This is a genomic window from Bacillus sp. FSL W8-0519 (assembly GCF_038005585.1).
GTDB classification, from domain to species: domain Bacteria; phylum Bacillota; class Bacilli; order Bacillales; family Bacillaceae_G; genus Bacillus_A; species Bacillus_A paranthracis.
Window position 1 is genome coordinate 4,268,371 of the sequence record NZ_JBBOTL010000001.1, and the last position, 13,254, is coordinate 4,281,624.

Annotated in this window: 13 protein-coding genes and 1 pseudogene; 2 read left to right on the top strand and 12 right to left on the bottom strand. The window is 36.9% G+C overall.

The features are described 5' to 3' along the window. Position 1 precedes the first annotated feature (1 nt). The 4 genes from queA to ruvA are packed head-to-tail and all read right to left on the bottom strand — an operon-like array spanning position 2 to position 2,895. Positions 2 to 1,054 carry a tRNA preQ1(34) S-adenosylmethionine ribosyltransferase-isomerase QueA gene (queA, locus tag NST14_RS22430; protein WP_000354031.1) on the bottom strand — a complete coding sequence of 351 codons (1,053 nt, stop codon included), beginning with the start codon at positions 1,052 to 1,054 and terminating at the stop codon, positions 2 to 4. Positions 1,055 to 1,073: 19 nt separating this feature from the next. Then, the gene (locus tag NST14_RS22435) at positions 1,074 to 1,274 is read right to left on the bottom strand and encodes a DUF2905 domain-containing protein (protein WP_000138162.1); all 201 of its coding nucleotides are present in this window, start codon (positions 1,272 to 1,274) and stop codon (positions 1,074 to 1,076) included. Beyond that, positions 1,271 to 2,272, bottom strand: coding sequence for a Holliday junction branch migration DNA helicase RuvB (gene ruvB, locus NST14_RS22440; protein WP_000344462.1), 1,002 nt, complete (start codon positions 2,270 to 2,272; stop codon positions 1,271 to 1,273). The genes NST14_RS22435 and ruvB overlap by 4 nt, the downstream gene beginning before the upstream one ends. Before the next feature lie 5 nt (positions 2,273 to 2,277). Further along, positions 2,278 to 2,895 carry a Holliday junction DNA helicase RuvA gene (gene ruvA, locus NST14_RS22445; protein ID WP_000464511.1) on the bottom strand — a complete coding sequence of 206 codons (618 nt, stop codon included), beginning with the start codon at positions 2,893 to 2,895 and terminating at the stop codon, positions 2,278 to 2,280. A 187-nt stretch (positions 2,896 to 3,082) separates the two neighbouring features. Here ruvA and NST14_RS22450 point away from each other — a divergent pair, with 187 nt between their 5' ends. Next, positions 3,083 to 4,027, top strand: a complete 945-nt coding sequence (locus NST14_RS22450; RefSeq protein WP_000823601.1) for an iron-hydroxamate ABC transporter substrate-binding protein — start codon at positions 3,083 to 3,085, stop codon at positions 4,025 to 4,027. Between the two features lie 13 nt (positions 4,028 to 4,040). Here the strand turns inward: NST14_RS22450 and NST14_RS22455 are convergent, their stop codons facing one another. The 3 genes from NST14_RS22455 to NST14_RS22465 form a co-directional block, all read right to left on the bottom strand. After that, the gene (locus tag NST14_RS22455) at positions 4,041 to 4,571 is read right to left on the bottom strand and encodes a BofC C-terminal domain-containing protein (protein ID WP_000871180.1); all 531 of its coding nucleotides are present in this window, start codon (positions 4,569 to 4,571) and stop codon (positions 4,041 to 4,043) included. 120 nt (positions 4,572 to 4,691) lie between these two features. Then, positions 4,692 to 5,621, bottom strand: coding sequence for a DMT family transporter (locus NST14_RS22460; RefSeq protein WP_000723576.1), 930 nt, complete (start codon positions 5,619 to 5,621; stop codon positions 4,692 to 4,694). 67 nt (positions 5,622 to 5,688) lie between these two features. Next, positions 5,689 to 6,009: an ArsR/SmtB family transcription factor gene (locus NST14_RS22465; RefSeq protein WP_000426918.1), complete on the bottom strand. Its 321-nt coding sequence runs from the start codon at positions 6,007 to 6,009 to the stop codon at positions 5,689 to 5,691. Positions 6,010 to 6,453: 444 nt separating this feature from the next. Between NST14_RS22465 and NST14_RS22470 the strand changes: the two genes are divergently transcribed. Next, positions 6,454 to 6,888, top strand: a complete 435-nt coding sequence (locus NST14_RS22470) for a hypothetical protein (RefSeq protein WP_000721229.1) — start codon at positions 6,454 to 6,456, stop codon at positions 6,886 to 6,888. Between the two features lie 32 nt (positions 6,889 to 6,920). Here the strand turns inward: NST14_RS22470 and NST14_RS22475 are convergent, their stop codons facing one another. The 5 genes and pseudogenes from NST14_RS22475 to nadB form a co-directional block, all read right to left on the bottom strand. Further along, positions 6,921 to 7,562 carry a YhcN/YlaJ family sporulation lipoprotein gene (locus NST14_RS22475; RefSeq protein WP_001093542.1) on the bottom strand — a complete coding sequence of 214 codons (642 nt, stop codon included), beginning with the start codon at positions 7,560 to 7,562 and terminating at the stop codon, positions 6,921 to 6,923. 1,762 nt (positions 7,563 to 9,324) lie between these two features. Then, a pseudogene (safA, locus tag NST14_RS31030) lies at positions 9,325 to 9,481 on the bottom strand (SafA/ExsA family spore coat assembly protein); the annotation flags it as partial. A gap of 225 nt (positions 9,482 to 9,706) precedes the next feature. Continuing rightward, on the bottom strand, positions 9,707 to 10,813 hold the full coding sequence (gene nadA / locus NST14_RS22485) for a quinolinate synthase NadA (protein WP_000025312.1): 1,107 nt from the start codon (positions 10,811 to 10,813) through the stop codon (positions 9,707 to 9,709). A 30-nt stretch (positions 10,814 to 10,843) separates the two neighbouring features. Further along, positions 10,844 to 11,677, bottom strand: coding sequence for a carboxylating nicotinate-nucleotide diphosphorylase (nadC, locus tag NST14_RS22490; protein ID WP_001092219.1), 834 nt, complete (start codon positions 11,675 to 11,677; stop codon positions 10,844 to 10,846). Positions 11,678 to 11,696: 19 nt separating this feature from the next. After that, entirely contained in the window at positions 11,697 to 13,226 is a 1,530-nt protein-coding gene (gene nadB / locus NST14_RS22495) for an L-aspartate oxidase (protein WP_001138560.1), read from the bottom strand. Positions 13,227 to 13,254: the final 28 nt, after the last annotated feature.

The window sequence follows — 13,254 nt, forward strand, 5'->3', positions numbered from 1 at the left end:
TTTATTTGTTTCCCATTTTAGCGTGAGAGGCAACGAACATTGCATCACCAAAGCTAAAGAAACGATATTTTTCTTTTACTGCTTCATTATAAGCATGAAGTACATTATCTCTGTTTGCAAATGCACTTACAAGCATAATTAATGTTGACTTCGGTAAATGGAAGTTTGTAATTAAACCATCAATTGCTTTAAATTCGTAACCTGGGTACATAAAAATGTCTGTCCAACCAGAAGCAGCACAAAGCTTGCCGTCATGATCTGTCGCAATTGTTTCTAACGTACGAGTTGAAGTCGTACCTACCGTAATAATACGTCCACCATTCTCTCTTACACGGTTTAATAATGCCGCCGTCTCTTCAGACATATGGTAATATTCTGCGTGCATATGGTGTTCTTCAATCGTATCAGCAGAAACTGGTCTAAATGTTCCAAGCCCTACGTGAAGTGTAATAAATGCTAACTCAACGCCTTTTTGTTTTAACTTCTCCAGTAACTCTTCTGTAAAATGAAGTCCTGCAGTCGGCGCTGCTGCTGAACCGATTTCTTTCGCATATACTGTTTGATAGCGATCGCGATCTTCTAGCGTCTCTTTAATATATGGAGGAAGTGGCATTTCTCCAAGTTCATCTAAAATTTCATAGAAGATGCCGTCATATGAAAATTCAAGCTGACGTCCACCTTGATCTGCAGTTCCTGTGCAAGTTGCTTTTAATTTTCCTTCGCCAAAAGAGATAACAGTTCCTTCTTTTACACGTTTCGCTGGCTTAACAAGCGTCTCCCACTTATCGCCTTCTTCTTGTTTTAAAAGAAGTACTTCAATGTGTGCGCCTGTATCTTCTTTCACACCATGCAGACGAGCAGGCATTACTTTCGTTTCATTTAAAACTAAGCAATCCCCCTCATGTAAGTAAGAAAGAATGTCTGTAAAATGTTTATGCTCAATATCGCCTGTTTCACGGTCTAACACCATTAATCTTGATGTTTCACGCTCTTCTAATGGGACTTGTGCAATAAGTTCTTCTGGTAAATGAAAATCAAACAGATTAATATCCATAACTATATCCACCTATTTCTTATTTGAATCGATTTATTATATACATAATAAAAGATAATACAATACTTAACACAATACATGTAATGATAGGAAAATAAAAGGTAACGTTTCCTTTTTTCACAAAAATATCGCCTGGAAGTCTTCCAATGAACTTCCAAGCTAAGCCAACAACGATAAGTAAGATCCCTGCTGTAATAAGCAATTTTGGCATCTCCGTCATACTTTTGGCATCTCCATTCCGAAATGCTCATATGCAAGTGGCGTTACAATTCGCCCCCTTGGCGTTCGTTGTAAAAAGCCAATTTGTAATAAATACGGCTCATACACATCTTCAATCGTATGAGATTCTTCTCCAATCGTTGCCGAAACCGTTTCTAATCCAACTGGACCACCACGGAACTTCTCAATAATACCAAGCAATAATTTATGGTCAATATGATCTAGACCTAATTTATCTACTTGCAGTAGTTCTAACGCCATTTGTGTAATTTCCATCGTAACTGTTCCATTACCCCGAACTTGTGCGAAATCTCGTACACGTCGTAATAAACGATTCGCAATACGAGGTGTACCACGAGCACGTCTTGCAATTTCTAGTGCAGCTAATGAATCAATTTCAACTTCAAATACTTCTCCTGTACGTTCCACAATCTCAGAAAGCTGATCTACTGTATAATACTCTAATCTTGAAAGCACACCAAAACGGTCACGTAATGGCGCTGATAATGCTCCCGCACGCGTCGTTGCTCCAACTAATGTAAATGGCGGTAAATCTAAACGTACAGACCTTGCTGACGGTCCTTTTCCAATGACAATATCAAGGCAAAAATCTTCCATCGCAGGATATAGTACTTCTTCAATTGATCTATGCAAACGATGAATTTCATCAATAAATAATACATCCCCTGGTTGAAGCGATGTTAATACAGCTGCTAAATCACCTGGCCTTTCAATTGCCGGTCCTGAAGTTGTTCTAACATTTACGCCCATTTCATTGGCAATAATATTCGCAAGCGTCGTTTTACCAAGACCTGGTGGTCCATATAAAAGCACGTGATCTAACGTTTCTTCACGCATTTTCGCCGCTTCAATAAACACCTCTAAATTATGTTTCGCTTTATCTTGGCCAATATACTGACGGAGCGTCTGTGGCCGTAATGAATATTCTAAATCCGCATCTTCATATGCAGATTCCCCTGAAAGGAGACGTTCGTCCATTATACTCACCTCTTACCATTTAGTAAAAGACTAAGTGCCTTTTTAATATACTGATCCGTCGTTAATGATTCTTTTAATAACTCTGGTACAACGCGAGAAACTTCTCGTTCCGCGTATCCAAGTGCGCGCAGAGCTTCCAGCGCCTCATCAAGCTCAGCTGACGAACCTTTCTTCTCATCAAAACGTTCTGTATCTGAGAATAAATCAACAAATGCATCTGGTACAACGTCTGCTAGTTTTCCTTTTAAATCTAAAATCATTTGGCGCGCTGTTTTCTTTCCTACGCCCGGGAACTTCACTAAAAACTTCTCGTCCTCATGTTCAATTGCTTGAACGACCTGTCCTGTTTGACCAGAAGCTAAAATTGCAAGAGCGCCTTTTGGTCCAATACCAGACACACCTAACAACTTTGTAAATAATAAACGCTCTTCACGTGTTTTAAACCCGTAAAGCGCCATAATATCTTCTCTCACATAATGATATGTATAGACACGGATTTCTTGCTTACTTCTTTGAAATACATACGGATTCGGTGTGAAAATTTGATAACCAATTCCATTATGATCAATTACGACATATTCCGGTCCTACATACTCCACGTAACCTGTAACATATTCAAACAAAATACGATCTCTCCCTCTTAAATCATGTATTCCATTTTAACATATTTAATGATAGAAAAGCGAGACTGCCCCAACAAATGTTCTCTATTTGAAACTTCTGTTATTTTCATTGACAGAAAGGTTAAAGCACATTAATATACAGAGGTCGATAATGATTATCAATACTAATTAAAGGGGTTACATCAGGATGAAACGTAAGCTATTTATTTTATTTACTATTATGCTAGTTGTTCTTTCTATCGTTGGCTGTTCTTCTCAAAAAGAAGAATCAAAAGCAAAAGAACAACCGAAAACAAAAGTTGTAAAACACGCTAAAGGGGAAGCTACAATTCCAGTAAATCCAAAGAGAATTGTTGATTTATCGGGTTCAACAGAAGAATTATTACTTCTTGGACACAAACCTGTTGGTACAGCAAATACATATAAAGATAAAATCCAAAAGCATTTGACAGAAAAGCTAGACGGAGTAAAAGCAGTAGGTTGGTATTGGGCACCTAAAGTTGATTTAGAAGCTGTTACTGCTTTAAAACCAGACTTAATTATTTTGAACAATCGTCAATTAAAAATTTATGATCAACTAGAAAAAGTAGCACCGACAGTTGTTCTAGAAACAAACTTAGAAGACTGGCGCGGTAAGTTTAAAGAAGTAGGTAAACTATTTGACGAAGAAAAGAAAGCCGACAAATGGATTGCAGACTACGATAAAAAAGCCGACTCTTTATCTAAAAAGATTAAAGAGAAAACAAAAGATGAGAGCTTTATGTTCATCGCAGTTACACCACAAAACTTCCGTGTATACGGTAGCTTCGGGTACGGTGACATCATCTTTAACGACTTAAAACTTCCAGCAACAAAAGGTACAGATTTAAAACAAACGATGGCGCAAGTATCGCTAGAAGGTCTTGTTGCATTCCAACCTGACCAAATGTTTATTGTAAACTTTGGCGGTGAAGCTGATAAAGTTTACGAAGACTACAAAAACAGTGCCGTTTGGAAAGACAATAGAGCTGTAAAAAACAATCACGTATATGAAGTATCAAACGAAATCTTCAATACGAAAGCTTTCAATCCAATCGGAAAAGATATGCTAATCGATGAAATCGCAAAACAAATTTTAGATAAAAATAAATAAGAAAAAAAGCAGCTCACCATGAGCTGCTTTTTTTCTTATTTTGCACTGCATATTGTTTCATTTTTTCAATCGTCTTCACAAAACCTTCTTTTGATTTAATACGAATACCACGTTTCAATTTCGCACGCTCATAACTCTCAAGCTTTTTCATATCAATTTGAAAGAAGGAATGAATCGCATTATCGCTTTTCGGTACACCTTTGAAAATTTGTAATATCCCTTCCTCTGACACTCCAAAATAACCGCTCGTTTTTAATAACGGAGAAATATCGTCAACTTTCTTTTGTAATACGATTTGTACATCATCACGATCAACGAGCTGCCATTCTTTATATTGCTGTAAAAACTTTTCTAAGTCTGCTACTTTTTCTGTAAAGATTTCCTCACTTACTTCTCCATCAACATACATTCGCTCTAATAAAATTGTAACTTGAGGGTCTTTCTCTGTTACTTCTGGTACTGGCCCTTCCGCCTTCGCATTCGTTCCATAAACGAAACAAAACATCATAACGAAAGCTTGCATCGCAATCAGTATCCATTTCATTTCCGTTCACCTCTTTTAGGCAAGATCATACTTTCATTAGTAGTTTTTCCGGAAATGGGGGTTTTATCCCTAATTCATAGATTACTCTCATTAAGACTTATAGAGTCCAATGATTTCTACCTATTTCGAAACATATTGATTACTTGAAAGCTTTTTTATATCTTTATTGGATTGTACCGTCGCTATATAGACTCCAATTAATACGATTGCCATTCCAACTATCTGTTGCCACGTAACAGCTGCTCCATATAGGACAACTGATATACAAGTAGCTACAATAGGAGTTAGATTTAAATACATACTCGCTTTGCTTGCACCTAACTCTTCTACTCCTTTATTAAACACGATATATCCAATTAACGTCCCGCATATGACCATATACAACATTTCTATCCATCCCTGTAAAGAAAACGTCCCAACCTTTCCCCATCCATCTTCATATAGAGAAAGGCCTGCTAAAAACCCAGTACCCAATACCGTCATACTCATTGTAGTTAATAAAGGGGAGACACCACTCATAACTTTTTTTCCTGTTAAGCTATATAACACCCCACAGATTAAAGCAGCTATAAATAAAAGATCGCCCTTATTAAATGACAAAGACATAAGTGTATTTATTGAACCGCTCGTAATAACAACTATTACACCGATAAGAGACAACATTAAACTTATTCCGACTTTTATACTCCAAGACTCTTTAAAAAATAATATTGCTCCTAAGGTTACAAAAACGGGCATTGTAGCAATAATAAGCGAGCCATTCAAAGTGGAAGTATAGTTAAGTCCCATAAAGAAAAAAACATTGTAGCCAAAAATACCTGTTAATGATACAAATAACAGCCCTTTCCAATTCTTTAATAACAAACTTGTATTCCACTCAGATTTCATAAAAACTATGCCTATTAAAATACAACCCGCTAAACCAAAACGAATTGTTGCCGCTGTAATCGGTGGAATTTCAGTAATAACATGCTCTGCTGTTGCAAAAGAGCCACCCCAAAATAAAGGAACAAGTAACATAATGACATACATACGATTTATTTTTTTCATTTTTATTACCCCTTTCAAGTAAACAAGTTCAAAAGTTTAAACTTGTTTACTTATTAGTTAAAAAAAATTAATAATTCGATTCTATTGCTTGAAGTAAATCCTTCACCTGTTTTAAAAATTCTCCGGCTATTATAGAATAAAAAATTTCTTTTCCATGTCGATCCGCTACAATTAGTTCTGCTTGTTTTAAAATTTTTAAATGGTGTGAAACAGCTGGTCTAGAAATCCCCATTTTATCTGTTATTTGCGTTACATTCATCTGTTTGTTTTCTAACAATAGCATAATAATTTGCTGACGATTCTCATCCCCCAACGCCTGAAATATAGGTGTTACGACCTGAAATTTCTCTAATACAACTTCTGTATTTCTACATTCAAAATTCTCCATATCCTATTCATCCCAACCTTTTATATATAAAAAACATGTAATATATTACCATTAAATAGTAACTCTTTCATTCGCAGTTGTAAATAACTTTATTTTCAGACTCTTTTTCGATAAAAAAAGGAAGATTGGATTTCTCCACTCTTCCCATTACATTCATACAAAATGAAAGACGCCTGCAAAGCAGGCGTCTTGATGCGTTTACGGCGAGAGACCAGGCGACCACATTCGCGTGTTTAGCACTTAAGCATATCTCTCGTCTTACGTAAATTAGCTCATCGCTTTGCTAATATAACATTAATAAAGTATAAGTGCAACATGTTTATAAAAATATTTTATTTCCTCTTTCATCCAAACAAATTATATGTAAATTATAAATTGATAAATGCAATATATATGTTACAATTAATGTAACAGCGAAATCATCATAAACAGGAGATGGATATTGTGAAAAAAATAAAAGATGAACGTCTCATTCTGCAAACATTAAAAAATATACGTATTGCCTTTCTTTTTCAATCACTTGGTATAATTGGAATTTTAGGCTATATCGGATTCACTGAAGGACTAGATCAAATTACGAAATCTCCATTATGGCTATTATTTATTCTTACGAGTATTGTGCTTAGTTATTTACAGTTAAGCGTTTCAATTGATGTAGAAGAAAGCAAAAAGGACATCCAATTAATTCCTTACTATAAACTTGTCTTTCGCTCCCTTATCGTTGGAATTATTATGGCTATTATTTATATTATTTTCAGTCCAGAAAGACCTCTCTTTGAAGCTATTTTAACAGGTAGCATTCTCTTCATATGCTTTTTAGTCTCTTACTCCGTTAGTTATTTTATAAAAAAGCGTCGTTTACAAGACAACGATGAATAAAGAGGAAGGGCTATCCTTCCTCTTTTATTTTGCTATCGCACTGTACCAGTTAAACCGTAACGAATATCTCGGAACATATTCACTATGTCACGATTAAAATCGTTTGTAACTGTACCGTTACGCAAGCGTGTACTCATTGCATCGACACGAGTAAACATGTCATTTCTTACAGAAACATATACGTTTCTGTTTCCAACTTCATTTGCAACAGCTTGACGAATTTCGTTCGCCATTGCCGTTTCATTTGTTACTGTGTTACGTGGTTTTACCGCAATCGCCACATCGTTTCCATATACAACTGTAGATACGCGGTCTACGTTATTCATACGTTTCACACGATTTGTAATTCTTTCTGCAGTTTTACCATCATTGTTAATGTATGAATTGTTCATTGTAATATTACGTGTTGGATGCGGATTAGCAATTTGACCGTTGTAATTTACATCACGGTAATAGTTATATCCTGTATCGTTACGACCATTTCTATATGTTACATAGTCTGTATAACGATCGTTACGCGTCACATTATCACGATACTGGTGTGTATCATTATAAGATGTACGCTCGTAATTGTAGTTACGTCCATCCATTGCATTGTTTTTTGGTGTACCACATGCAGCTAATGCACTAGTAACTAACAAAGAAGCAGCAATCACTTTTACTTTCGTATTCAATACAAAAACCCCCTCTGTTAGAATGAACTTCTCTTCTGAAAAGCTCCCTCTTATGATGAGTAACAGAGAAGGTTTTTACACTGTTAATATTTCACTGGGGATTTTCTAACATTTGGTGTAAATCTTCCGTTTCCAGAACGAATCTACATACAAAAAAGGTGGGAATCATCCCACCTTTTTTAAACTTCTTCTTCATCCTCTTCTTCTGAAACTGGCTCCCCAAATACATTTGGTGGATCTGGTTGATAATACATCGTTCCTGGCTGTGGTGCATATGCGGATTGAGTTGGTTGATAATATAAAGGATTCGCGTATTGTGGCCCTCCAGGTTGCGGACTATATAGCCTACTCTCTCCTCCGCATCCACAATCTTCCTCTCCTTGCACGAGCGGCGGCATATTATTATCTATCGGCATCATATTTGGATTTGGCATAGACGTATATTGCGGTCCAAACGGTGCTCCTTGCTGATATGGCATTTGATATGGATTTTGTTGTTGATAATACGGATTCGGCGGCATCATAGGCTGTTGGTACGGCATTTGATATGGCATCATATTCGGTGGTTGATTGTTATCCATGATTGGCATCATATTTGGCATTTGATTGTTATCCATAATTGGCATCATATTCGGCATTTGGTTGTTATCCATTATCGGCATCATATTTGGCATTTGATTATTATCCATAATTGGCATTATATTTGGCGGTTGATTGTTATCCATGATTGGCATGATGTTTGGTGGTTGATTGTTATCCATGATCGGCATCATGTTTGGTGGCTGATTATTATCCATGATTGGCATGATGTTTGGTGGCTGATTGTTATCCATAATTGGCATTATATTTGGCACTTGAATATTTGGTGGTATTACTTGTGGAATCACTACATTTTCTTTCGATACATTTGGCGACACTATGTTTCCTACATTTTCTTTCTTTACTTGCGGTGATACTATGTTTCCTACGTTTTCTTTTTTTACTTGCGGTGATACTATATTTCCTACGTTTTCTTTCTTTACTTGCGGTGATACTATATTTCCTACGTTTTCTTTCTTTACTTGCGGTGATACTATATTTCCTACGTTTTCTTTCTTCACTTGTGGTGATACGATATTCCCTACGTTTTCTTTCTTCACTTGTGGTGATACGATATTCCCTACATTTTCTTTCTTTACTTGCGGTGATATTATATTGTCTTTTTTCGTTTGCGGAGAAATGATGTTATTAGGTTTCATTTTAGTAATTTGAGGAGCAATTAACTCGCTTCCTTTTTTAATTACATCTGAAATTTTATATTCTTTTTTCGTTTTTATTGGTGGTTGCGGCGGCTGCGGTAACACATTTACCGAAAACTTCGTATTTTCTTTTTCCGCTGGTTTTTGTTTTTCTATAACAGGTGGTTTTTGAATCACTGACGGTTTTTCAACTGGTTTTTCTTTTTGAATTGGCTGTTCTTTTTGCACCTCTTTTTGCGGTTTCACCTGTACTTCCTTTTGTGGCTTCACTTGTATTTCCTTCTGTGGTTTTACCTGTACTTCTTTTTGTGGTTTCACTTGCATTTCCTTCTGTGGTTTTACTTGCACTTCTTTTTGTGTTTGTTGCATGGCAGGCTCTTGTGTAATTGGTGCTGATTGATACGTAACTTCTTCCTCGTCTTCTATTCCAAGCGGCGTTGGCGTTGCTGCAAATTCTTTTTGTTGCACTTCTTTTACATATTGTTTTGGAGGTGCTGAACCTGCTCCAGCATGCTGTTTTACGTGTACACTGTTTGATGGTACTTTAATTTTCATACCTGGCATAATTAAATCTGGATTGCTAAGTTGTGTATTTGTTTTTTTCAACGTATCAAAATCCACTCCGTACTTTTTCGCAATTTTCCAAAGGGTATCCCCTTTTTGCACGATATGAATTTTCAAATTTTCCCCCTCCTGTATAACTTATCTATAAGTAACAAATCTCATGAAGTAACCCTTTCTAAATAACGTTAACCTCTTTTCACTTGTATCACTTCTTCGATTTTCGATATCATTAGAAGCGGAATAAGTATAAGATAATCGCAATGATTTCTTCAAAACAATGTATGCCCATTTTGTTCTCGTTATGATTATATGTACGAAAAAAAGCAACGGGAATCCGCTGCTTTACACACGCTCTAACATACGATTTAATGCAAGAACCGCTTCTTCAGTTACTTGTTTATCTACGCTAATGACGTTAATTTCTTCTCCTTTTTCTATCGTTTCAAGTGCCCATAATAAGTGCGGTAAATCAATTCGGTTCATCGTTAAACACGGACACATAAAGGGGTTAAGTGAAACAATTTCTTTATCTGGATGTTGTTGAATAATTCGGTTCACTAAATTCATTTCTGTACCAATCGCCCATTTACTTCCGGATGGAGCCGCTTCAATCATATCAATAATGTATTTCGTTGAACCTGCATAATCCGAAGCAGCTACAACTTCGTAGCAACATTCCGGATGTACAATAATATTCATGTCCGGATGATTTTTCCGTACGTTCTCAATGTTTTTCACTGTAAAGTTTTGATGAACTGAACAATGCCCTTTCCATAAAATCACTTGAATTTCTTCTATATCTCCATCGTACTCTAATGAATCAGTATGTGGATCCCATACTGCCATTTTATCTAACGGGATACCTAAATCGTACGCTGTATTTCTTCCTAAATGTTGATCCGGTAAAAAAACGAGACGCTCTTTTTGCGTAAAAGCCCATGATACCATTTGTTTTGCATTAGAAGAAGTTACTGTTGCTCCGCCATTACGACCACAAAACGCTTTAATTGCAGCCGTAGAGTTCACATACGTTAACGGAATCATCGTATCTCCAAATAATTTTGTGAGCTCTTTCCACGCTCTTTCTGTTTGTTCTATATCTGCCATATCTGCCATCGAACACCCTGCACGCATATCTGGCAAAATAACAATTTGATCATCTGTCGTTAACATATCTGCTGTTTCTGCCATAAAGTGTACACCGCAAAATACAATATATTTCGCCTCTTTATTGCTCGCTGCAACTTGCGCAAGCTGAAGTGAATCTCCTGCTGCATCAGAAAATTGTACCACTTCATCTTTTTGGTAATGATGTCCTGGAATAAATAGTTTTTCCCCCATTTTTTCTTTAATTTCACGAACCCGCTTTTCCATATTTTCTGTTGACATCGTGTAATAACGCTCTGGTAACATCGTTTCAATCGGTTGTACTTTTTCTAAAATACTCATATTTCTTTCTCCCCCTCTAAGCCACTTTCCTTACGCCTCAATATTGAAACTAATATCAAGTGCTTTCACTGAATGTGTTAACGCTCCAAGTGAAATATAATCTACCCCTGTTTTTCCGTATTTCGATAAATCTTCAATGGTAATACCTCCTGAAGCTTCTGTAACAATGGCACTTGGTACAATCTTTGAAAACTCTCGAATCTCATCTGGCGTACGGTTATCAAACATAATAATATCCGCACCAGCAGCTACAGCCTCTCTCACTTGTTCCTCAGTTTCTGTTTCTACTTCTACTTTCACCATATGTCCTAATTTTTCTTTCACCGATGTAACAGCTTTCGTAATAGAACCAGCAAAAGCAATATGATTGTCTTTGATCATGACACCGTCATATAAGCCGAAACGGTGATTAAATCCGCCTCCGCATACAACTGCATACTTATCAAACATACGTAGCCCTGGCATCGTTTTTCGCGTATCACAAATGCGTGTATGGCTGCTATCTAAGGCACGAACAGCCTCGTATGTCATTGTCGCTATCCCACTCATACGCTGGATAACGTTTAATATAACGCGCTCTGCCGTTAATAACGATGCGATTGGTCCTTGGACAGTTGCAATTATTTCGCCTTTTTCTACAAGATCTCCATCTTTTTTATGAAGCTCCACTTTAATTCTCTCATCAATTAATTTAAACCCTTCTTCAATGACTAAACGTCCCGCAAAGACTCCTGTATCCTTTGCAAGAAACGTTCCTTTTGAAAGTAAATTATCTGGAAAAATAAGCTGAGATGTTACATCTCTTTCTCCTATATCTTCTAGAAAAAATCGATTTAATGCTTCTTTAACCTTTATCGTATTCATAAAGCCCCTCTTCCCCTCATTACACAAGTTGTAGTTTTCTTTTCACTCGAACGATTTCTTTGTTTACGCTATTTCTATGTGGGTAATCACTTCGATAATGGCCACCAATGCTTTCTTCTCTTTGCAAAGCTGATACGACGATAAGCTCACAAACTGTTAACATATTCATAAGCGTTATCTCTTCATTTGTAAGAACATCATGTTGTAATATCATATTTCGAACACCGTACTTACTAAGCCATCTCTTTGCATAAGATAAACTTTGCTCTGTTCGCACAATCCCAACATATTTCATCATGCATTCTTGTATTTCTTCTTTCGTCGGCAAATGATTCAGAACGATAAACTTCTTTTCCTTCTCAGCAAAGTTGTTCAATCTGTCTTTTGTCGCTTTCGTTAAAAGATGCTGTCCTATTCTTTTTCCAAACACAAGACCTTCTAATAATGAATTACTCGCTAATCTATTTGCTCCATGAACCCCATTACAAGCTACTTCACCGACTGCATATAAATTTGGAATAGACGTCTCCCCATCAATGTTTGTTTTCACGCCACCCATATGAAAATGAGCACCGGGTACGACTGGAATGCGTTTTTTAGTAATATCAACACCATTCTTTTTACACAATGCTGATACAGTTGGAAAACGTTCTTCGAAATTTTGAATAGACTCGATATTCAAATATACTTTTTCACCCGACAAAAGCTGTTCATGAATCGCTCTTGCCACTACATCACGCGGTGCGAGATCATGATCTGGATGTATATCCATCATAAAACGCTGCCCTTTTCCGTTTATAAGGACAGCTCCTTCACCGCGGACTGCTTCAGAGACGAGACCGCAGCATCGCCCGCCCGCATATAACATCGTTGGATGGAATTGTACAAATTCTAAATCTACAAGCTCCCCACCCGCGCGGTACACCATCGCAAGTCCATCACCCGTAATTGTTTTGTCATTAGAAGTAAAAGCATACAAACCACCAATCCCGCCTGAGGCTAACACCGTATAATCTGCATCATAACGCTTCAACTTCCCTTCACTATCTCGCGTTAAAACTCCAGCACATTTTTCGTTTTCTATAATAAAATCAAGCACCATTTCCTGTTCCACTACCGTAACATGCGGAACTACTTCTTGAATGAAATGCTCTAATAAATTCTTTCCTGTTGCATCGCCACCTGCATGTAAAATACGCCGCTTCCGATGTGCACCTTCTTTTCCAAGGTGAGGGCCCGTTTCATCTCCATCAAATTTCATTCCATTTTCAATGAGATAATTCATTTCTTTCGGCCCTTCTTCAACTAAATAACGAACCGCATCTTCATTGTTATAATGACATCCTGCTACTAACGTATCTTCAAAATGATCATTTGGATTGTCATATGTAGCTACGGCTGCGGCAATTCCACCTTGCGCTAAATATGTATTATTATTACGATTCGTTTTCTTTGTGATAATAATCACATTCTTTTCGTGACAAATCTCTTTTGCAACACGAAGTGCCGCAACGCCACTTCCAATAATTAAGACATCTGCACTTGGCATAATTGTTGCCTCCTACTTTACACTTTTC